The sequence below is a fragment of the Paenibacillus sp. FSL E2-0178 genome, assembly GCF_038593005.1.
Taxonomy (GTDB): Bacteria; Bacillota; Bacilli; order Paenibacillales; family Paenibacillaceae; genus Paenibacillus_AQ; species Paenibacillus_AQ phytohabitans.
This window is the reverse complement of sequence record NZ_CP151953.1, coordinates 7,476,554-7,496,381: the sequence shown is the minus strand read 5'-3', so window position 1 is coordinate 7,496,381 and position 19,828 is coordinate 7,476,554. Positions and strand designations below refer to the sequence as shown.

Annotated in this window: 23 protein-coding genes; 4 read left to right on the top strand and 19 right to left on the bottom strand. The window is 52.5% G+C overall.

What is annotated here, in order from left to right; genetic code table 11:
• Positions 1-42: 42 nt before the first annotated feature.
• From accB to MHI42_RS32085, 11 genes are all read right to left on the bottom strand, one after another.
• Entirely contained in the window at positions 43-552 is a 510-nt protein-coding gene (accB, locus tag MHI42_RS32135; protein WP_039295500.1) for an acetyl-CoA carboxylase biotin carboxyl carrier protein, read from the bottom strand.
• 8 nt (positions 553-560) lie between these two features.
• Positions 561-716 carry a hypothetical protein gene (locus MHI42_RS32130; protein WP_342421815.1) on the bottom strand — a complete coding sequence of 52 codons (156 nt, stop codon included), beginning with the start codon at positions 714-716 and terminating at the stop codon, positions 561-563.
• Between the two features lie 108 nt (positions 717-824).
• Positions 825-1,715: a SpoIIIAH-like family protein gene (locus MHI42_RS32125; RefSeq protein WP_342421814.1), complete on the bottom strand. Its 891-nt coding sequence runs from the start codon at positions 1,713-1,715 to the stop codon at positions 825-827.
• A gap of 78 nt (positions 1,716-1,793) precedes the next feature.
• Positions 1,794-2,432, bottom strand: coding sequence for a stage III sporulation protein AG (spoIIIAG, locus tag MHI42_RS32120; protein ID WP_039295496.1), 639 nt, complete (start codon positions 2,430-2,432; stop codon positions 1,794-1,796).
• Between the two features lie 54 nt (positions 2,433-2,486).
• Positions 2,487-3,290 carry a stage III sporulation protein AF gene (locus MHI42_RS32115; RefSeq protein WP_342421813.1) on the bottom strand — a complete coding sequence of 268 codons (804 nt, stop codon included), beginning with the start codon at positions 3,288-3,290 and terminating at the stop codon, positions 2,487-2,489.
• 73 nt (positions 3,291-3,363) lie between these two features.
• On the bottom strand, positions 3,364-4,635 hold the full coding sequence (gene spoIIIAE, locus MHI42_RS32110) for a stage III sporulation protein AE (RefSeq protein WP_342421812.1): 1,272 nt from the start codon (positions 4,633-4,635) through the stop codon (positions 3,364-3,366).
• Positions 4,636-4,681: 46 nt separating this feature from the next.
• Positions 4,682-5,071, bottom strand: coding sequence for a stage III sporulation protein AD (spoIIIAD, locus tag MHI42_RS32105; protein WP_039295491.1), 390 nt, complete (start codon positions 5,069-5,071; stop codon positions 4,682-4,684).
• Between the two features lie 9 nt (positions 5,072-5,080).
• Positions 5,081-5,284: a stage III sporulation protein AC gene (spoIIIAC, locus tag MHI42_RS32100; RefSeq protein ID WP_020426549.1), complete on the bottom strand. Its 204-nt coding sequence runs from the start codon at positions 5,282-5,284 to the stop codon at positions 5,081-5,083.
• Between the two features lie 13 nt (positions 5,285-5,297).
• Positions 5,298-5,816: a stage III sporulation protein SpoIIIAB gene (gene spoIIIAB, locus MHI42_RS32095; RefSeq protein ID WP_039295486.1), complete on the bottom strand. Its 519-nt coding sequence runs from the start codon at positions 5,814-5,816 to the stop codon at positions 5,298-5,300.
• Positions 5,809-6,810, bottom strand: a complete 1,002-nt coding sequence (spoIIIAA, locus tag MHI42_RS32090) for a stage III sporulation protein AA (protein WP_342421811.1) — start codon at positions 6,808-6,810, stop codon at positions 5,809-5,811. The genes spoIIIAB and spoIIIAA overlap by 8 nt, the downstream gene beginning before the upstream one ends.
• 82 nt (positions 6,811-6,892) lie before the next feature.
• Positions 6,893-7,135 carry a YqhV family protein gene (locus MHI42_RS32085; protein WP_039295545.1) on the bottom strand — a complete coding sequence of 81 codons (243 nt, stop codon included), beginning with the start codon at positions 7,133-7,135 and terminating at the stop codon, positions 6,893-6,895.
• 362 nt (positions 7,136-7,497) lie between these two features.
• Here MHI42_RS32085 and MHI42_RS32080 point away from each other — a divergent pair, with 362 nt between their 5' ends.
• On the top strand, positions 7,498-8,364 hold the full coding sequence (locus MHI42_RS32080; protein ID WP_076245612.1) for a YitT family protein: 867 nt from the start codon (positions 7,498-7,500) through the stop codon (positions 8,362-8,364).
• 790 nt (positions 8,365-9,154) lie between these two features.
• Here MHI42_RS32080 and MHI42_RS32075 read toward each other — a convergent pair.
• The 4 genes from MHI42_RS32075 to MHI42_RS32060 all read right to left on the bottom strand — a co-directional run bounded on the left by MHI42_RS32075 (position 9,155) and on the right by MHI42_RS32060 (position 12,898).
• Positions 9,155-10,408 carry an aspartate kinase gene (locus MHI42_RS32075; protein WP_039295541.1) on the bottom strand — a complete coding sequence of 418 codons (1,254 nt, stop codon included), beginning with the start codon at positions 10,406-10,408 and terminating at the stop codon, positions 9,155-9,157.
• 249 nt (positions 10,409-10,657) lie between these two features.
• The gene (gene efp, locus MHI42_RS32070) at positions 10,658-11,215 is read right to left on the bottom strand and encodes an elongation factor P (RefSeq protein WP_039295482.1); all 558 of its coding nucleotides are present in this window, start codon (positions 11,213-11,215) and stop codon (positions 10,658-10,660) included.
• A 45-nt stretch (positions 11,216-11,260) separates the two neighbouring features.
• The gene (locus MHI42_RS32065) at positions 11,261-12,331 is read right to left on the bottom strand and encodes a Xaa-Pro peptidase family protein (RefSeq protein WP_042138741.1); all 1,071 of its coding nucleotides are present in this window, start codon (positions 12,329-12,331) and stop codon (positions 11,261-11,263) included.
• A 75-nt stretch (positions 12,332-12,406) separates the two neighbouring features.
• A complete protein-coding gene (locus MHI42_RS32060) occupies positions 12,407-12,898 on the bottom strand; it encodes a YqhR family membrane protein (protein WP_171716775.1) in 492 nt (163 codons plus the stop codon).
• 156 nt (positions 12,899-13,054) lie between these two features.
• Here MHI42_RS32060 and MHI42_RS32055 point away from each other — a divergent pair, with 156 nt between their 5' ends.
• Complete coding sequence (locus MHI42_RS32055) at positions 13,055-14,059, top strand: DUF1385 domain-containing protein (RefSeq protein ID WP_039295477.1); 1,005 nt, start codon at positions 13,055-13,057, stop codon at positions 14,057-14,059.
• A gap of 7 nt (positions 14,060-14,066) precedes the next feature.
• Entirely contained in the window at positions 14,067-14,408 is a 342-nt protein-coding gene (locus MHI42_RS32050) for a hypothetical protein (protein ID WP_039295475.1), read from the top strand.
• A 103-nt stretch (positions 14,409-14,511) separates the two neighbouring features.
• Here MHI42_RS32050 and MHI42_RS32045 read toward each other — a convergent pair whose 3' ends face one another.
• The 3 genes from MHI42_RS32045 to mntR all read right to left on the bottom strand — a co-directional run bounded on the left by MHI42_RS32045 (position 14,512) and on the right by mntR (position 17,817).
• The gene (locus MHI42_RS32045) at positions 14,512-15,471 is read right to left on the bottom strand and encodes a patatin-like phospholipase family protein (RefSeq protein WP_342421810.1); all 960 of its coding nucleotides are present in this window, start codon (positions 15,469-15,471) and stop codon (positions 14,512-14,514) included.
• A gap of 68 nt (positions 15,472-15,539) precedes the next feature.
• Positions 15,540-17,216 carry a family 10 glycosylhydrolase gene (locus MHI42_RS32040; RefSeq protein ID WP_342421809.1) on the bottom strand — a complete coding sequence of 559 codons (1,677 nt, stop codon included), beginning with the start codon at positions 17,214-17,216 and terminating at the stop codon, positions 15,540-15,542.
• A gap of 175 nt (positions 17,217-17,391) precedes the next feature.
• Positions 17,392-17,817 (bottom strand): transcriptional regulator MntR, encoded by a 426-nt coding sequence (gene mntR / locus MHI42_RS32035; RefSeq protein ID WP_039295471.1) that lies wholly within the window; start codon positions 17,815-17,817, stop codon positions 17,392-17,394.
• 192 nt (positions 17,818-18,009) lie between these two features.
• Between mntR and splB the strand changes: the two genes are divergently transcribed.
• Positions 18,010-19,086, top strand: coding sequence for a spore photoproduct lyase (gene splB / locus MHI42_RS32030; protein ID WP_171716778.1), 1,077 nt, complete (start codon positions 18,010-18,012; stop codon positions 19,084-19,086).
• 9 nt (positions 19,087-19,095) lie between these two features.
• Here the strand turns inward: splB and MHI42_RS32025 are convergent, their stop codons facing one another.
• On the bottom strand, positions 19,096-19,809 hold the full coding sequence (locus MHI42_RS32025) for a cytochrome c biogenesis protein CcdA (protein WP_342421808.1): 714 nt from the start codon (positions 19,807-19,809) through the stop codon (positions 19,096-19,098).
• Between the last annotated feature and the right edge of the window lie 19 nt (positions 19,810-19,828).

The window sequence follows — 19,828 nt, the reverse complement described above, 5'->3', positions numbered from 1 at the left end:
AGTTTAGCGAAGCTTGCAGGCTCCTCATGATTCTCGCGGCAATTATTCCGCTCTCACCAGAAACAGCGGCTGGCCGTATTCCACTAACTGGCCGTTCTCTGCCAGGACGGAGACGATTTCGCCTTTCACTTCCGCTTCCAGCTCATTCATCAGCTTCATGGCTTCAATGATGCAGACCGTTGATTTCTCATGAACCCGGTCTCCCACACTTACAAAGGACGGTGTTTCCGGAGAAGCAGCACTATAGAAGGTCCCTACCATCGGAGAGACGATTTTATGTAATGCGCCTTCAGCGGAGGATGCTTGCTGCTGCGTTACAGCAGGAACTTCACTGACAACCGGAGGAGCAACATGCTGCGGACTTTGCGGCTGCGGTGCTGGCGTAAAGGGGTAGGCATAAGGAGTCGCCTGGATTGCTGTTCCATCAGCTTCAGGGCGATCCGGTTTGCGGATAGCCAGCTTCATACCTTCGCTTTCAATCTCCAGCTCATGTACGGAAGAGGTCTGGTCCAGCAATTTAATTAATTCCTTAATCTCGCTTAACTTGAACATTGGGTAGTTCACTCCTTCAGCTTTCTCTCGAAGCCATTTTGGACGCAGATAAGCAGGGGTACGATATTCCGTTCTTCCCGGGTAACCTGTGATTCGGTCTGCTTGCGGTTCTTTAGAATCGCTTTCAGGATAACCGCTGCCTGCGTATTCTTCTTATATTTCAAGATAACTTTATGTATTATATCACAAACGCTAGAAATGGAAAGAGCCCGGGACGTGCCCGGGCTCTTTCGGCATTTTATTCTATTTTCTTTCATTTAATTCAGGAGGCCTTACTGTTCCGATACGTATTGGACTTTAATCTTGTCCTGGGACACACTCAGTTCTTTCATTACAAGGTCAACGATGCCCACGGCCTGCTTCACATCCAGCTTATCGCTGAGCACTACGATTGTGTACGCATCTCCGGCTTCCTCTTTCACAATAGCTTCACCGTATTTCTGCTGAAGCTGCTCTTCAATTCCGGTGATTTTGGATTCTTTTTCCTCCAGCTTGCTGAGTTGTTCCTGGGCAACCGCGTTCTCCGCAGGTGTCTTATCCATGTCATTAATCAGGGCCAGCAGATCATTGTGGTCCTTAAGATTCTGCTGCTCGCGTTCATACAGGTAATTCGTGAACATGCTGCTGGCCGATACGCTCTGGGAAGCTACTTCATCCAGAATAGCCGCATCATCCTTGGCCGGAGTCTTCTCTGTGGAAGCTGCTGCTGATTTGTCGGCACTAGCAGCCGGTTTCTCTGTCTTGTCCGCTGTATCTGCTGCGGCCGTATCCTTGTCAACGCTGGAGCTGTTAGCTGCTGCGCTGCTGTCATCTGTTACTGCTGCGGATGTGCTGTCATCCGTCACGGCAGCGGCTGCGGTCTCGTCTGCAGCAGCTTTGCCGGTATCCTCAGTTACAGCAGCAGTTTTGCTGTCATCTGTCTGGGCTCCCGCATCGGCAGTAACGGAATCATCAGTTGTTACTTCGTTGATCACGAGCCCGCTGTCAAGCGTAGTAGCGGTCCCGCCGCCCGTTCCGTCCTTCACGGTGTCCACCTGAATGCTGCCCGCAGTTTCTTTGGGAATGGAAGCTCCAGTGTCTTCCGTGAACAGGTAATAAGCCGAGAGCACCACCATTAAACTGAGCATCGAAACCAGCCAAATCGTTTGTCTTTTGCCCTTCATTTGTGATTCCTCCTAAAAGTTTTATTGAATATGCCTCTTCGAAATCGCTTGCGTATGTCTGGCTTGTAAGCTGAACGCCTATTCCTGCTTGCGCGGAACGACGGAGATCCGGTAGCTCGGCACGTTCAGCCCTTTCTCGACAGCCTGCTCGATCAGGTTACGCACCACTTTATTCTCTGCCCCTTTGGCGACAACTAGCACACCGCGCACCTGGGGTTTGATCCGTTTGGTGATAATCGGGGTTTCGTCGCCGGACTGGCTGTAGGTTACGATTTCGCCGTCCCTGGTGTATTGTGTAGTATGGCGTTTACCGCCGCTGGCATCGGTTTCCTCACTCTGCGCCTGCGAATCATTCATATTACGCTGCACGACTATTTCCTCTGTGGAATCCACGGTGACCATAATGTCAACTGTGCCGACCCCGACGATTTTCTCCAGAATCTCCTTCGTCCGGTTCTCCATCGCCAGCTCGATGCTGTCAAAAGAATTGGGTTGCACCGCCTCCTGCTGCAGGACCGCCTGAGAGGTCTCGCTTACGGGCGGTTCACGTCCCGTATTCTCGCTGTCCAGCTTCTTCACATTCACGAAGGAGTTGAACAGCATGATAGCAACGCCCAGCAAGCCAATAATGATCAGCCAGCGGAAAGTATGACTCCTCTTCGGGTTGCCGCTTCCGCCGCCGGCCCACTGCTCCAGCTTTTTCAGCCAATTGGCCATTGATTTCCCTCCTTCTGTATATGGCATTCTGCCTTGTGTTCCCTGGTCTCTGTCTTATGATTTCACGGCGCTGGTGCCGCCGCTCAGCACATGTATCGAATCCGGGTCCAGGTTCCAGTTCTGCTCGAGCAGCCTTTTGACCGATTCGGCCTCTATAACCGCTGCTGCCTGTTCCTCCTGCGTCCCGTTTCCTGCAGCTGAAGGCTGCGAAGCACCCGTTGCGGCTCCAGAGCCTTCACTTGCCGCCCCTTCTTTGTCCAAGCTGACCTGGACCGGTTCTACAGGAGTAATCCGTATCGGTTCGGATGCCGGGCCTGCTGCAGGCTGTGAGCCCTCTGCTGAACCCGGTATGCCGCTTGCAGCAACCGCTCCCGCCACTGGCATATCTACTGTGACCGAAGAGATCACCGGCACCTCTTCGCCCAGAGGCGCACTTGGATTCGGCCCCATGCCCAGCGTTACCGTAACATTCACCCCGCGGATGCCGGTGCTGCCGGCAATCTGATCGCGCATCTGCCCTGCTATTTCTTCGGCGGCAAGCTTCAGGCTCTGATCACGCGCCCCCTCTGCCAGCATCCGCCCGTCCGCCAGAATCTTCTCCAGCGAGTCCGCGCCGTCTCCTGTACCAGAGAGCAGCCCGCCGCTCCGCTCCTGCTGCTCCATGGCCAGACTAAGCTCCTTGCTGGCGTCCCCCTTGAGCATGGAGACGATCGGACTAAGCATCGTCAGCAGAACCAGCAGACTGAGCACCAGCCTGGCATAGCGTTCCATGGATTTGCTGGGCAGCAGCATCTCGACAAACGCGGCCATCAGCACCACCAGAATCAGTTCATGGAGCCATCCGCTGAGCCAGCTCATGGCGCACCTCCTGAAAGTTTGTTTACACAACCTGCCTCATATCTCATACAAACGGACCCGGATGATATCCGCCTCACCGCATCATTACGGTGACATTGCCTGCGGTCAGCATGATGGTGACGGCCAGAAAGAACATCAGCGATACGGCAGCCAGCGCGGCGAACACGTAGATCATGCTTTTGCCGATCGTCTGCAGGCAGGTCACAATCGGCGTTTCACCCAGCGGCTGCATAACAGCGGCGGCTACGTTGTAGATCAGGGCTAGCACCAGAATTTTGATTGCCGGGAAAGCACAGAGGAAGAGGATGATAATGACCCCTGAGAGCCCGATGGCGTTCTTCACCAGCAGTGATGCCGAGATTACGGTATCCGTGGCATCTGCGAACATTTTGCCGATAACCGGCACGAAATTGCCTGTGATATATTTGGCGGCGCGGATGGTTACACCATCAGTGACCGAGCTGGTGATTCCTCTGACCGAGATTACCCCGAGAAAGACGGTAAGCAGTACTCCGAGCAATCCGGCCCCGATATTGCGCAGCAGGTTGGCCAGCTGGGTCAGCTTATATTTCTCCGACATCGCACTCACCAGATGCAGCACCGCCGAGAAGAACAGCAGCGGGAACACTATGGTGTGAATCATCGTACCCACTGTATGGATCATGAACACGATCAGCGGATGGGTCACCGACACCGTTACGATATTGCCCATCGAAGCCAGCAGTGCGAACAGCAGCGGAATCATCGCCATCATGAAGTCGATCATCCGGTCAATGGCATCCTTGGCGTAGCCGATGGAGATGTTGAAGCTGTTCACGGCAATGACCAGTACCACCATGTAACAGAGCATATAAGCGATTTTACTGACGGATTTCCGTTCAAAAGCGGTCTGCAGCGTCTCCAGAATCATACTCAGCACGCTGATCATCACAATCGTAACCAGCAGCTTGCCGTTGTAGAGCACCTCATGCCACATGAAGCGGGTCAGGCCGGACAATACGCTTTTGAAGCTTAATCCGTCTTCTCCGGGCAGCAGCATTTCCATCAGCGAGGGTGTTTTGCCTTCCGGGAAGAAGCCCCCGTAGTCCTTCATCAGCTGATCCCAGTACGTCTCTACCCCGTCTGTAGGAAGGTTCTCTACCTGCCCCTTCACCCACTGGTCTACAGGGGATGAGGAGCCTCCGCTGCCTCCCGTTTGCGTTTGCGCCTGCGTTTGTGTCTGTGTCTGCGCTTGAGAAGCCGGAGCTGCATAAGCGGTTCCTGCACACAGCAGAAGCAGCAGACAGGGGAGCAGAACGAGCAGCCTGCACCCTTTTGGCGGACGAAAAATACTGCGCTCCTGCACACCCTCACCCCGCTTTCCTGTGGCCTTCTGCTACTCCGTCTGAATCTCATGCAGGCAGCAGCTTCATTACCGTTTCTATAATGATGCTTATAATCGGTACGGCCAGCACCATGATCAGCACCTTGCCGGCCAGCTCGATTTTGGAAGCGATCGATTCCTGTCCGGCATCGCGCACGATCTGTGCCCCGAACTCCGCGATATACGAAATACCGATGATTTTAAACACGGTTTTGATGTAGATCATTTCCATCCCGGAGGATTCTGCCACCCGCTCCAGCGTGCCGAGAATCGTTCCGATCTTGCCGATCAGGAACAGAAAAATCAGTATGCCTGCCGCAGTAGTCAGCAGAAAAGCGAACATCGGCTTTTGTTCCTTCAGGACAAGGATGAGGACGGTCGACAGAATTCCTATTCCCACTACTTGAATGATTTCCATAACCCCAGCCTATTGAAAAAGAAAGATCGTTTTGATTTCCTGAAGCAGTCCGTCCAGCATGCGGATGACCATGAACAGCACGATGATAAAACCGACAATTGTTACCCAGTGGGCGATGTCCTCTTTGCCCATCTGCTTAAGCACCGTGTGGATCATGGCGATAATGATGCCGATGCCGGCAATCTGAAAGATCGCGTTGACTTCAATATTCATTCCTGGCACCTCGCTAAAAGATCAAAATGACGATCAATGCTCCAAGCAGCAGACCCAGGCTTTTGCTCACTTTTTCATATTTGCCCTGATCTTCTCTGGCCGCTGTCTCTTCCTGCTTCAATTGCTGTAAAGCCAGTGCAATATGCGTGCTCTGATTCGATCTGTCACTGGTTCCGAGTGTGCAGCTGAGCTGCCGGAAAATTTCCTTCTCTGTTCCTTTCAGGGAAGCGCTGCTCCAGTGAATCTCCATGGACCGCTGCACGGCTTCCTCGGCGCTGCAGTTATGCGGCGGGCTCATCTCTTCCGCTGCGGTGAGGAAGAATGCTCTCAGCGGCTCCTTGCTCTGCATCCCGATCCGGCGCAGCGCCTCCGGCAGCGGGGTATAGCCGTACTGGATCTCCGTCTCCAGCCGCTGCAGCGCTGCGATCAGGCCTCTGATATGCCGGGGCCTGTCAGCATACTGGGCAGCCCGCTTGAAGCCGGCCAGCGTGCCCGCAAGCACGATGAGCACTGCCCCGAGCAGCTTAAGCATGCCGGTCACCGCCTATCCGCTCTTCCGGAGAGATCAGCAGCAGCCCGCGCTTCTGGGCGTCCAGGATGCGGAAGGACAGGCCTGACTCCGAACGGTGCAGGATTACATACCGCTCGAACATCCGGTGCTCCAGCAGACCGCCAAGGCCGGGCCGGCGGGCCAGCTCGGACACTTCCTTGCCATGCGCGGAAGCGACTACCGTGATGCCGGCGTGCAGCGCCTCGGTTACTGCATCCGCATCCTCCACGCGGCCGATCTCATCGGCGATCAGCACGTCGGGCGACAGCGAGCGGATCATCATCATCATGCCTTCCGCTTTGGGACAGCCGTCCAGGATGTCCGTGCGCGGGCCGACGTCGAAGGCGGGAATCCCGCGGCGGCTGCCGGCAATCTCCGAGCGTTCATCGACGATGCCGACCTTGAGACCGGGGCGGCTGCCCTCGCGGCCGCCCTGCCCTCCGGCCGAGATCTGCCTGGCGAGGTCGCGCAGCAGCGTGGTCTTGCCATGCTGCGGCGGCGAGAGGATCAGCGTATGCATAATCCGCTGCCGTCCCCGGTCCAGCAGATAAGGCAGCACGCCGTCTGCCAGCCCGTGCACTTCACGGGCAATCCGCACATTGAAGCCGGTAATATCGCGGAGATGCTCAACCCCCCCGCCGCTTAAGACCGTCCGGCCGGATAAGCCGATGCGGTGCCCGCCGGGAATCGTGATGAAGCCCTTGCGCAGCTCCTCTTCCATCGTATACAGCGAATGATTGCTGATCAGGTCCAGCAGCCGGTGCGTATCCTCCCGGTCCGGCTTGTAGGCTTCAACGGGAAGCTGTGTCAGACTGCCGTCCACGCCGACAAAATGATATTTGCCGGAGTAATTAATCTCTAGCGGCCGTCCTTCACGGACGCGCACTTCCTCCACCTTGTCCAGGAGCGCAGCGGGGAGGCCGCCGAGCAGCGCTCTTACTTTTTCGGGAAACAATAGAAGCCAATCATTAGCCATACAAAGTACCCCCAAGTTGTCCTCTACTTAATAGCTTTATTCCATATTTATGCTTGTACTTGTACTTTATGACTATCATCTATCATTTCTTCAGAATGCCGATTAAGAGAAAGGCCACGCCGCAGCCGATCCAGCCGAGCTTGCCCCACGACAGCTGCTGGGCCATCCCCGTCAGGCCGACCGCTGTGGTCAGAATAAGGATTGTCGGCCCGACCAGCGCCAGCCCGGAATTAACCGCAAGCGCCTTATCCACCTGGTTCAGCCTCAGCATAATCAGTGCAGCAGCAATCTCCACACTGCCTGACAGCAGCCGAAGTCCCGCCATCCAGCTCACATACTTGTCCAAACTGTTCAACTCCCTTGTACAAATCTATGGATACCAAAGAATCCGCTGCGCAATAAACAAGCTGTTATCCATGGATATGCAGAAGCTGTCCACTTTAGACAAGAAGAAATGCAGGAAGCTAGCAGAGATTTTAGCAGGTGTGAAAGAAATCATAGTGCTCTCCTCTATAAAAAAATATCATCGGTATGATAAAATTAATTTTGCGCGTGCAAAAAAATGGAGCTCTGGAAAATAGAAGGGCAGGCTGCTGGAGAAACTAAGCCTTCCTAACTGCTTCTGGAATAGGTCCGAGCGCCGCAGAAATGTAGATAAAGACATCGGAAAAAGAGGGGATCACAGTCATGCAAGTTCGTAATTTCGTAGTACCGCTCGTATCGGGAACAGTAGCCAGACAGGTAAAAGAAGTAGCCGTTATCATTTTTTCAGCCTTTCTGGTAGCGGGCGGGCTCCGGCTGTTCCTGATTCCGCATCAATTGCTCAGCGGCGGCGTGGCAGGGACGGCATCCATTATTGGCTACTTAACGAATCCTAAGTATATCTCGCTGTATTATTTCGCCATTAACCTGCCGATCCTGATCTGGGGTTTCGTAGCCGTGGGGAAGAAATACATCTGCTATAGCATGCTGTCGGTTATCTCCACGACCTGGTTCCTGAATATCATCCCTGTGGTGAAGCTTACCAAGGACCCGATTCTGGCTAGTATCTTCGGCGGTGTGATCATTGCCGGCGGTGTCGGCTTCTCGCTGCGTGCGGGGGGATCTTCCGGCGGATTCGATATTCTGGGCTCCATTATTACCCGCAAACGGGACATTCCCATGGGAACGGTACTGTTCGTGATGGACGGTCTGGTAATCTTAAGTCTGGGCTTCTTCAAAAGCTGGGATTCGGCGCTGTACGCTATGCTCTGTATTTTCGTCAAAAGCCGTGTAGTCGACATGATCCACATCCGCCACGTCAAGCTGACCTGCTTCATTGTCACGAAGGAGCGGGAGAAAATGCTGAACCGCCTGACCTGTCTGCCGCACGGCGTCACCGTCGTGAATGCGGAGGGCGGATACAGTCATGAAGGCAATACGATGCTGATGACGGTAACTACCCGCTACGAGCTGGCTGACCTGCGCAAGACCATTCTTGAGACAGATCCGAAATCCTTCGTCAACGTGCTGGAGACTGTGGAGATTATGGGCCGGTTCAGACGGTTGAGTTAAACGAGGATAGTTGTATAATGTGCAATTAAAACCAGCGAAAAGGGATGCGAACATCTTATAACTGTATTCCGTACAACTAAATTTGCCCAAGTGGGCGGAAATCAAGGTACAAAGTCAGTTTAATTGTACGAAATACAACTATATGGATAATCGCTAGTAAATCAGACGATTTAGTTGTACAAAGTACAATTAAGCATATCGCCTATACCGTTGCTAGCCACATTTACTATGCAAAAAGAGTGCTGCTCTCCGCTCGCGCGGGGAACAGCACTCTTTTTGACTAATGATTGTTGGTTATTAATAGGATGTGTCTTTGTGTCTTTGTGTCTTTGTGTCTTTGTGTCTTTGTGTCTTTGTGCTACACATTATCCGCTTTACATTGACGATGGCGCATTGTATTCGGTTTTTCGCATACATTTGGCTCATCTACCCTATCGATGGGGCATTGTATTCGGTTTTTCGCATACATTTAGCCCATCTACCCTATCGATGCGCAATGTATTCGGTTTTTCGCATACATTCGGCTCATCTACCCTATCGATGGCATAATGTATTCGGTTTTTCGCATACATTTGGCTCATCTACCCTATCGATGCCACAATGTATTCGGTTTTTCGCATACATTCGGCTCATCTACCCTATCATTGGCACAAAGTATTCGGTTTTTCGCTCAAGCCCCAAATCAGTTTAGGGCTCACCTGCCGCAGACGCCAAACAGGGATGCCCTCCAGCCTTCCGGCCAAAGAAACATCCCTGATATTGTCATGCTACAGAATTATAGACCAGAAGCTTAGCGGCGGTCCTGCGGGCCTCCGACGAAGGCCTGCTCTGCGGTGTCGAGATTATAAGCCGTGTGCAGCGCCTGAATAATCTGCTGCAAATTGCCGGATTCAATGACACAGGAAACCTTGATCTCGGAGGTGCTGACCATCTTGATGCTCACACCTTCGTTCGAGATCACCTCGAACATTTGGGCCGCCACCCCCGGATGGCTGACCATGCCGGCGCCGACAATGGACACCTTGACCAGACTATCCTCGGAAGTCACTTCACGGTACGGCAGCACACTGTGCAATCCTTCAATGACCTGCTTAGCCTTCTCCAGATCGCTAAGGGCTACGGTAAAGGAGAAGTCTGCGGTCTGATTCTGAACGCCGCTCTGTACGATAATATCGACGTCCACACCCTCTTCGGCCAGCTTGCCGAAGACCTGGGCGAGTACACCCGGAACATCCGGAACTCCCAGAATACTGATCCGGGCCACATTCTTGTCATACGCGATGCCGCTAACTACTACACCCTGCTCCATACTTGCTTCCTCCTTCACAACAGTTCCTTCATTATGGTTAAAGCTCGATCTGACGACCAGCTTCACTTGATATCGTTTGGCATATTCCACTGCACGCGGATGCAGCACAGCTGCACCGAGGTTAGCCAGCTCCAGCATCTCGTCATACGAGATTTCCTTCAGCTTCCGCGCTGTCTTCACAATACGCGGGTCTGTGGAATAGATGCCGTCTACATCGGTATAGATTTCGCAGACATCCGCTTTGATCGCAGCAGCCAGCGCAACCGCCGTTGTATCCGAACCTCCGCGGCCCAGTGTGGTGATCTCACCGTCCAGTGTCATCCCTTGGAACCCGGCAACGATAACAATCTGCTCACGCTCCAGCGACTCCAGAACACGGCGTGGAACGATTTCACTAATCCGCGCACGGCCATGGGTCTCATCGGTTCGGAACCCGGCCTGCCAGCCTGTATAGGATACAGCATTCCGCCCGATTCCATGAAGAGCGATGGACAGAAGCGCTACAGAGATCTGTTCCCCCGTAGTCATCAGCATATCCATTTCCCGTGCGGGAGGCTGCCCGTTCAGCTGTTTTGCCTGATCGATCAGTTCATCTGTTGTATCCCCCATAGCGGACACAACCACAACGCAGCGATGTCCCTCATCCTGCTTATCTGCGATGCGCTTGGCGACACGCTTCATACGTTCAATATCGCCGACGGAGCTGCCTCCGAATTTCATGACATAAAGTGACAAAGTCCCATTCACTCCCTATTTCGCTGTAAGTAGTAGCTTTTATTTGGTTTTCGCTTTAACACAGTATAATACGAAAATCATAACATGCGTTAATGGTTTCACAAAAAAAGCGCCCAATTTTCCGAACATGGCCATTCCTCTATGCCTGGCACGGCAAATTATATTCAGCTGAAGCTGTACAAAAAACCTCCGCCGCATACTGCGGGGAGGCCGTCTTGAATAACGTTGAATCCGGAGCTACGTAAGCTCCTACGCGCGGGAGATGTATTTACCTTCACGGGTATCGATCAGGAGAACATCGCCTTCATTAATGAACAATGGAACCTGTACAGTATGTCCGGTTTCCAGAACAGCCGCTTTAGTTGCACCTTGAGCCGTGTTGCCTTTAACGCCCGGTTCTGTTTCAGTAACCTTCAGTTCAACACTTGTAGGCAGGTTGATCCCGAGGATTTCACCCTGGTAGCTGACGATATTTACCGTCATATTCTCTCTCAGGAAGTTAAGCTCCCACTCCAGCTGCTTCTCAGTCAACTCGAACTGGTCATATGTTTCGTTGTCCATGAATACATGCTCAGAACCGCTGGCATACAGGTACTGTACACCACGGTTCTCGATGATCGCGCGGCCGATTGTTTCGCCTGCACGGAATGTACGCTCAACGGTATTGCCGTTACGCAGGTTCTTCAGCTTGGAGCGGACGAATGCCGCGCCTTTACCCGGCTTCACGTGCTGGAAATCAATGACGGTGAAGATATCCCCTTCTACTTCTACGGTCAAGCCTGTCTTGAAATCATTAACTGAAATCACTAAAAATCCCTCCTGGAATCGATGAATTAACTGAATAAGTTTGTCTTACAGTACCGTGTATTCCTTAGACGAATGTGTCAGCAGCGCGATGCCGCTTTCGGTAATGACAATATCATCTTCAATCCGCACGCCGCCGAGGCCGGAGAGATAAATTCCCGGTTCAACGGTAACAACCATGCCCGGCTCCATAATTTCATCGGCAAGCTTGGACAGACGCGGAGATTCATGAACCTCCATGCCCAGGCCATGGCCTGTGCTGTGGCCGAAATACTCCCCGTATCCGTAACGGGTGATAATATCACGGGCCAGGGCATCGCATTCGCGGCCGGTCATGCCCGGCTTGATATGTGCCAGCGTATGCAGCTGCGCTTCAAGCACAATATCATAGATTTCCTTCAGCTTGGGATCCGGCGATCCCAGAGCAATCGTACGTGTTACATCGGAGCAGTATCCGTCCAGCAGAGCGCCGAAATCGAAGGTTACGAATTCATTGTTCTGGATGATCTTGCTGCTGGCTACGCCATGCGGCATGGCCGAGCGTTCGCCGGAAGCAACGATCGTATCGAATGAAGACGAGGTTGCACCATGGGTACGCATGTAGAATTCCATTTCCAGATCGACATCACGTTCAGTCATGCCTGGTTTGATCACATTCAGGATATGACTGAACGTGGCGTCGGCCAGATCGGCCGCCCGCTGCATGACAGCCAGCTCTTCTTCGTCCTTGAACATGCGCAGATTCTCCACGGCTTTGGATACCGGCACCATAACAGCCGGCTGCAGAGCCGCCGCATAGGCAGTGTACGCGCTGAAGCTTACATCATCCTGCTCGAATCCAACCCGGACTTGTCCGCCCTGCGGCAGCAGCTCGCGTACGGTGTCAATGAATTTCGAAGCATGCTGAACAACCTTCAGGCCGTTTACCTGTTCCGAGGCCTGTGTCATATACCTGAAGTCAGTCAGCAGATAACTGTCATCACCGGTAACCAGCACATAACCGGAGGAGCCGGTGAATCCGCTCAAATAGCGGCGGTTATAGCCGCTGGTAATTAACATCGCATCCAGTCCCTGTTCCTGCAAAACCTTACGCAGCTTGGAGACGCGCTTGTTGCTCATTTTCATTCTCCTCTCGAAATAGCCACATTGTATTTTAACATAGTGGCATGCCACCTGAGAAGTTTTTTCGGACGCTTAAGCCAGCTTTGTCTGCTGCTCCCGTTTCCGCTCATCGGTGTACTCAATCGCCGCCGTATATCCGATGAATAATCCCCAGAGCAAAAAGAGGCAAAATTCACTGATTACAGAGTTCCAGGGCAGTCTGAAAGGCGGCTGCATCAGGAACTGCCAGGAGCCGGCAAGGAACAGGGCCGACCACCAGAGCACACCGTAAATCATACCCGGCCAAGGCCCCTTCAGCTTGCGGAAGATAAGCACATAGATCAGGGAAACGATCACCGAGAAGACGATAAAGGATAAATATCCGAGCAGATGCCCGGCGGGCGACACCAAAAATTCATGTTTAAAGAAGGGCTCCGCCAAAAATCCCGGAATCACCTTGGTGAAATGCAGGACATACATCAGCCAGCGGGCTCCTCCCCAGATGATGCCGGCGAAAAAGCCCAGTTCAATGGCAAAATAAAACGGATTCGTATGGACTGACTTTTGCTTGTTGGAAGAACTCATAGAGCAGCCTCACTTTCAATATAGGGTTAATCCGGTTTCCACTCCGCTCTCTATAGACTAGTATGTACAGCAAACGGCAATCCAACTAGTAATGTGCTTAAAAATTAGTTACAATGTATTATATAAATCACATTAAAATACGGGAAGGTGAATTGGTTGTCCCAGGAAACTCCCAGTTACGGCGGCCAAGCCGTCATTGAAGGCGTCATGTTCGGCGGCAAGCATATCAACGTAACAGCCGTAAGAAGGAAGAATCAGGAAATCACATTTTTGGAGGTGCCGAAGAGCGATAAGAGCTGGGTCCTTAAACTGCGCAAGATTCCGCTGCTTCGCGGCATTGTCAGTATTATAGATTCCAGCGCCAAAGGCTCGAAGCACCTGAATTATTCGGCGGAATCCTATGCCGAGGATGAGACAGAGCCTGAAGAGCTTGCCAAGCAGAAAGAGAAAGATAAAGACAAGAAGAAAGATGAAGGCTGGAGCCTCGGTATGATTTTCGGCGTAGCTGTCATGGGTATTCTTTCTTTCCTTTTCGGCAAGATTATTTTTACACTGGTGCCGGTATTCGTAGAAGATTTTTTATTCAAGAATGCATTTGATAACTATATTCTGCACAACCTTGTTGAAGGCGGCATTAAGCTGATTCTCCTGCTCGTTTATCTGTTTGCGATTTCACAGACTCCTGTGATCAAACGGCTGTTCCAGTATCACGGTGCCGAGCATAAGGTAATCAGTGCTTTTGAAGCCGGCGAAGAACTGACTGTTAAGAATGTACAGAAATACAGCCGTCTGCATTACCGCTGCGGAAGCAGCTTCATGATGCTGACCATTATCCTCGGTGTGATTATCTACTCTGTTGTCCCATGGGATAATCTTATGGAACGGGTACTGCAGCGGATTATTCTCCTGCCGGTAGTTATCGGGATCTCCTTTGAGGTGCTGAAGGGCACCAATGCCGTGAGAGATATTCCCGGGCTCAAGTATCTGGGGTATCCGGGTCTGTGGCTGCAGCTGCTGACGACCAAAGAACCTAAAGACGATATGGTTGAGGTGTCCATCGCCTCGTTCAACCGGATGCGGGAGCTGGATGCCGCAATTGAAGCAAGAGGATATTCGGAGGCAAGTGTGTCAGGCGGCATTTTGGATCCTGCGAAAGGATGATTAGCCCATGATCAGACATGCTTTGATTTTTTGGATTTCAATAGCTCTCGCAGCATGGGGGCTGGTAACGGAATTTATGATACGCGGCCTTGCTGCCCTATCTATCTTTATTCTTCCGCTAGTCCTGCTGGCGCTGCTGTATTATGCGTACAAGATCGTTCCCGGCAGAACAAACGGCGGTCCCGGCCGGCCGCGCACCAAAGTCAAGCCTTCGGCCAAGACGATGTCCAAGGTTGCGGGTATCCGCAAAACCCAGGCCGCCTCACCGGGCAAGCGTAAAACCTATCCATTCCAGGTGATTGAAGGCAGCAAGGGTAAGAACGACGACCAGCTTCCCAAATATCATTGAAACTCCAGGCTATCCGCTAAGATTCAAGCAACAAAAGGCATCTCCGCATTGTCATTACGACATGCGGGATGCCTTTTTTGGTTATAATTCAGATCCGGCGCGTTTAGACCGGGTGAATATATGGACGGGTACTAAGCGGCGGCCGCCAATTTTTGAAAAAATCCGCTCCGGCCGTCAGCCCCGCAGTATAGATCGCCTCACTCTGTTCCGGGGAGATATGAAACTGGGTGGTGGAAATGCCCAGCGTGGGAATTTTGACAGTGCGTACGAATTTATCCGTCTCAATATAACGTTCATCATGGGCAGAGAGCATCGTCCCTACCATGGCCTGAAGCATGCTGAACGGCCCGGTAATGCGGTGAGGCTGCGGCTGTGTCTTACCGATCAACTGGTAGCCCACCGTGGGCGTACGCCGCTCTGGGGACTGGAAGCCATCCTTCTTCTCATCAAACAGCCACAGCGGAAAATTGCTGAGCATCCCCCCGTCTACCATATACACAAACTGCTCGGCAAAAGATTTTCTCCGGGCTGCCTCTCCGTTCAGCCGCAGCATCACCGGATCGAAGAAGTAGGGAATGCTGCAGCTCATCCGCACAGCCTTGGCGACTTCAAAGGACTCCGGTGAAATCCCGTAGAGCTCCAGATCATCCGGCAAGACGACTATCCTCCCGTTAGTAATATCTGAAGCGATAACGGTCAGCCTGCCGCGCGGCAGATCGCTGAACGTAACCACTCCCTTCTTCAGCAGAATGCCGCGGATCCAGGATTCCAGAGCCTGGCCCGAGTACAGGCCTTTTTTGATCAGCACACGGATTGCCGGTCCTATTACAGCGGTGTTATATAGCGCTCCGCGCTTGAGAAAGGATGTGAAGGGCGTCTCCCTGATAATCCGGCTCATCGCCTCCCCGTTATAACCGGCGGCCAGCAGCGAAGCAATAATGGAGCCTGAAGAGGTTCCGGCTACTCTCCTGAAGGTCCGGCCCGCCCGCTCCGTTGCCTCCACCGCACCTGCGAGCGCAATCCCCTTCACGCCTCCGCCTTCAAAAACTGCGTTAATCTCCATACCTAAGAGTCCCCCGTTCCATAGATCTTATTGCTTATCTATGAGCACGGGGGACTATTCATGACTGACTATGATTTGAAATAAAAGCTGAGCAGGCTGGCCAGGCCAAATGGATCACGGACCACAATATCATTGGCCCGGAACAGAATGCTGCCGGAAACCTCATCGTATTTCTCGTTATATTTCAGCTGGTTGATAATCTGATCGCCGCTCTGCCATTCCGCGGTTTGTTTGGTATCCCCTACTTTGTAGGAGGCCAGGCCGATATACAGCTTGACGTCAGTGCCAGTGACCTCGTTCACCCACCAGTCGACCAGCTTGTCATAACGGGCGGCGCTGAAAGAGAGACTCCAGTATATCTGCGGAGCCACATAGTCGACCCAGCCGCTCTTAATCCATGTGCGTACATCCGCATACATGTCATCATATGCAGACACGCCTGCCGTGGTATCCGAGCCGGAGCTGTCCGCCTTTTTATTGCGCCATACCCCAAAGGGGCTGACGCCAAACGAAACTGCCGGCTTCACCGCATGAATCTCTGCACCCAGCTGCCGGATGAACTGATTGATATTATCCCGGCGCCAGTCTCCCTTGGTGGCAATTGCCTGAGAGTTGTAGGTCTTGAATGCCGTATCATCGGCAAAGGTTACGTTGGAAGGATAGAAATAATCATCCAGATGCACACCGTCAATGTCATACCCTCTGACCACTTCCATTACGGTATCAATGATATGCTGCCGCGCTTCCGGAATACCCGGATTTATGTACAGCTTACTGTCAGCTTTGACGATCCACTCTGGATGCAGCTTGGCCACATGATTGGCGGCAAGCCCTGTAGTGGAGGCATCGGTAGTTGCCCGGAACGGATTGAACCAGGCATGCAGCTGCATGCCACGTGAATGGGCGCTGCTGACCATATACTGGAGCGGATCATAGCCGGGCTCCTTCCCTTGGGTACCGCTAAGCACCTTGGACCAGGGAACCAGCTGCGAGGAATACAGGGCATCTGCGGCGGGTCTGACCTGTACGAATACACTATTGAAACCGGCAGCCTGCAGCTTGTCCAGCATGCTGTCGAACTCTTTCTTCTGCTTGTCCGCATTACCGGCCGAAGCCGTTGACGGCCAGTCCAGATTAAATACGGTGGACACCCACGCGCCCTTCATCGCCTTTCCGGTCTTGGCCCCGGGAATGGAAGGTACGGTTGGCGTTGGCACGGACGGTGCCGGCACTACAGGCGTTGGCACGGATGGTGTCGGCACTGTCGGAACAGACGGTGTCGAAGGTGTAGACGGCCCGCCAATCTCTACATTTGAATATAAGGCAATATGCTTCGCAGCCTGATTCCAGACTACCTGCAGCCCGAGCTGCTCGCTGACAAACCGCAGCGGCACCATTACTCTGCCCTGTGTAATCTGCACAGAGGTATCCAGAGGGACTGAAGCACCGTTAACGATTGCACTTTTGCTTCCGCTTGTCAGCTTCAGCACATTATTCCCCTTGCTGATTGTAGCCGTCTTACTGGCCTGATCCCAGACCACACCGGCACCTAGTCCTTTACTGACTACCCCGACAGGGACCATGGTAACATTGGTCCGCGTAATATAAGGCGGAACATCCGTGCTTAAGCTCTCTCCATCCAGTTCAATGGTAATCTGCACCGAAGCAGCACGTGCACCGGTTGTCCACACAGGCAGACATAGCATAACCACCAGCAACCCTAATATCCATTTACGGTAATTCATAATTCCTCCCAAATGTTGTAGTGATATAACAAAGAAACGGCCTTCTCGTCCTTGAATCAGGGAGAAGGCCGTTTCTTTAGTAAACGGAGTCCTTCCTTAGGTGAAAAAGGAACGGTATCCGTTTTGACGTAATAAAACTGGAAAGGTTGCGCTAATCAAACAAAAACAGCCAAAATTATGAATCACTGACCATTTCATGGTGAATATCGTATAAGGTCTGCAGACGCGCTTCATCCCGGCGGAAGTACTCCACTAGTGTCTCGATCCGGGTGATAGAATCCCAGCTCAAATGATGCTCAATGCCTTCAACATCCTTATAAATATGTTCTTGCTGAACTCCAATAAGCCCGAGGAATTCCTCCAGCAGCTGATGGCGGTCCACAAGACGTTTTCCCACTTTTTTTCCTTTGCTTGTTAGGACAAGCCCACGATATTTCTCATAGATGAGATATTCGTCCTTATCCAGTTTTTGGATCATCTTGGTCACAGAGGAGGGGTGTACTTCCAGTCCCTCGGCAATATCCGAGACCCGCGCATAACCCTTCTCATCGATGAGCTTGTATATGCGCTCCAAATAATCCTCCATGCTGGGTGTTGGCATTAACTTTACCTCTTTTCTATATTGAGCGTGGCGATGGGGCCGGGCCTTGCTCTAACAATGATACATGTTTCTGCCGCTCCTTGGCAAGTCCTACAGGTCAGCCGCTTCTCCGCTTAGCGATGTTTACCATGATTTCATTCACCCGCTTAACGGCACAATAACGGTATCCTCATCTATAAGGAGCGTGAATTCATGAACGTAGTCACCCCTGAACGCCCTCCTGCCAAAAGACCGCGGAAGCCGACGGGTCTCTTCATTCCGGAGCTGGTTTTTTTCGAACCGGATGCCTTGAATTATCCCAAAGGGGAGCGGATTATGGAGTGGGTCAAGGCCCGCAACATTCCCTTCCGTATGACCACCTCGCATAACCGGATCACCAATTTGCCCGGCGAAACCGAAGTGGAGCAATACAAAATCGCTAAAAGAACACTTGTCGTCGGTCTCCGCAAAACGCTGACTTTTGACCAGTCCAAGCCGTCTGCCGATTATGCGATTCCGATTGCCACCGGCTGTATGGGCCACTGTCATTATTGTTACCTTCAGACTACATTGGGTTCCAAGCCTTACATCCGTGTATATGTAAACACTGGAGACATCATCGATGCGGCCAAAAAATATATCGGCGAGCGTGCCCCTGAGATTACCACCTTCGAAGCTGCCTGTACCTCGGACCCGCTGGGGCTGGAGCATATCACGGGCTCACTGACCGAGCTGATCGAATTCATGGCCGAAGAGCCGCTCGGACGGCTGCGCTTCGTGACAAAGTACCAGCATGTGGAGCCTCTGCTTGGACTAAAGCATAACGGCCATACCCGCGTACGCTTCAGCGTGAACGCCGATTATGTAATTAAGAATTTCGAGCCAGCCACCTCGCGGTTCGAGGAGCGGATTGAGGCTGCCGGTCAGATTGCCCGTGCCGGTTATCCGCTTGGCTTCATCATCGCTCCGATCATCTGGCATGACGGCTGGGAAGAAGGATATGCCGAGCTGCTGGAGAAGCTGGCCCGTACGCTGCCGCCGGGAATTGGCAAGGGTCTTACTTTTGAAATGATCCAGCACAGGTTCACCAAGACGGCCAAAACCGTGATCGAGAAACGTTATCCGAAATCCAAGCTGGAGATGGATATCGAGAAGCGCAAGAAGAAATGGGGCAAGTGGGGCCAGAACAAATATGTCTACCCTGATGAACAGCAAACCGCCCTGCGCGAATTCATCACAGAGCGGATTTTTGAACATTTTCCGGAAGCGGCTATTGATTATTTCACTTAACATTTAGACTTAGAAAATCAGCCACTCCGGCGTAACCCCCTGCAGCCAGATCGTTATCCGGAACATCTGGTCGGTGAACAGCAGAATGCCCATGAACACCATCAGTGTGCCGCCAAGCTTCATCAGCAGATTGGAATATTTCAGGATCTTCCGCGCGCCGCCCAGGAAAAAAGCAAGTCCGAAGAACGGCAGCGCAAACCCGATGCTGTAAGCCGTAATTAACGTAAACCAGGTTCCCGGATCACTGGCAGAAAGGGCAATAATCGCCGTCAAAATGGGGCCGATGCACGGTGACCAGCCCGCTGAGAAGCCGATGCCGAAGATAAACGAGCCCAGATATCCCGCAGGCTTCCATTTCAGCTCCAGCTTGCGCTCCCGGAGCAGAAACTGCGGCTGAAAAATACCGAGCAGGAACAGCCCCATTACAATAATCAGAATAGCCGACAACTGGCGGATCAGATCCCGCTGGCCGTTGAAGAATTCACCAAACAGTCCGGCCCCGAAACCAAAGGTATAGAACACAGCCGAGAAGCCCAATATAAAGGCCAGCGTATGCGAGAGGGTCCGGAAACGGACCTCTTTGCTGTTCCCCCCACTCTTCAGCTCCTGCACCGATAATCCGGTAATATAAGATAGATAGGACGGGTAGAGCGGCAGACAGCAAGGCGATATGAACGACGCCACTCCGGCGGCAAAAGCGATTCCTGCATTCAGGTTGGACACTGGCGCATCTCTCCTTCCC

Excerpts from the sequence above, each read along its gene's own strand:
- accB (WP_039295500.1), bottom strand. The coding sequence starts at position 552 with ATGTTCAAGTTAAGCGAGATTAAGGAATTAATTAAATTGCTGGACCAG.
- MHI42_RS32125 (WP_342421814.1), bottom strand. The coding sequence starts at position 1,715 with ATGAAGGGCAAAAGACAAACGATTTGGCTGGTTTCGATGCTCAGTTTA.
- spoIIIAG (WP_039295496.1), bottom strand. The coding sequence starts at position 2,432 with ATGGCCAATTGGCTGAAAAAGCTGGAGCAGTGGGCCGGCGGCGGAAGC.
- MHI42_RS32115 (WP_342421813.1), bottom strand. The coding sequence starts at position 3,290 with ATGAGCTGGCTCAGCGGATGGCTCCATGAACTGATTCTGGTGGTGCTG.
- spoIIIAD (WP_039295491.1), bottom strand. The coding sequence starts at position 5,071 with ATGGAAATCATTCAAGTAGTGGGAATAGGAATTCTGTCGACCGTCCTC.
- spoIIIAC (WP_020426549.1), bottom strand. The coding sequence starts at position 5,284 with ATGAATATTGAAGTCAACGCGATCTTTCAGATTGCCGGCATCGGCATC.
- spoIIIAB (WP_039295486.1), bottom strand. The coding sequence starts at position 5,816 with ATGCTTAAGCTGCTCGGGGCAGTGCTCATCGTGCTTGCGGGCACGCTG.
- spoIIIAA (WP_342421811.1), bottom strand. The coding sequence starts at position 6,810 with ATGGCTAATGATTGGCTTCTATTGTTTCCCGAAAAAGTAAGAGCGCTG.
- MHI42_RS32085 (WP_039295545.1), bottom strand. The coding sequence starts at position 7,135 with ATGGCGGGACTTCGGCTGCTGTCAGGCAGTGTGGAGATTGCTGCTGCA.
- MHI42_RS32080 (WP_076245612.1), top strand. The coding sequence starts at position 7,498 with ATGCAAGTTCGTAATTTCGTAGTACCGCTCGTATCGGGAACAGTAGCC.
- MHI42_RS32065 (WP_042138741.1), bottom strand. The coding sequence starts at position 12,331 with ATGAGCAACAAGCGCGTCTCCAAGCTGCGTAAGGTTTTGCAGGAACAG.
- MHI42_RS32060 (WP_171716775.1), bottom strand. The coding sequence starts at position 12,898 with ATGAGTTCTTCCAACAAGCAAAAGTCAGTCCATACGAATCCGTTTTAT.
- MHI42_RS32050 (WP_039295475.1), top strand. The coding sequence starts at position 14,067 with ATGATCAGACATGCTTTGATTTTTTGGATTTCAATAGCTCTCGCAGCA.
- MHI42_RS32045 (WP_342421810.1), bottom strand. The coding sequence starts at position 15,471 with ATGGAGATTAACGCAGTTTTTGAAGGCGGAGGCGTGAAGGGGATTGCG.
- MHI42_RS32040 (WP_342421809.1), bottom strand. The coding sequence starts at position 17,216 with ATGAATTACCGTAAATGGATATTAGGGTTGCTGGTGGTTATGCTATGT.
- mntR (WP_039295471.1), bottom strand. The coding sequence starts at position 17,817 with ATGCCAACACCCAGCATGGAGGATTATTTGGAGCGCATATACAAGCTC.
- splB (WP_171716778.1), top strand. The coding sequence starts at position 18,010 with ATGAACGTAGTCACCCCTGAACGCCCTCCTGCCAAAAGACCGCGGAAG.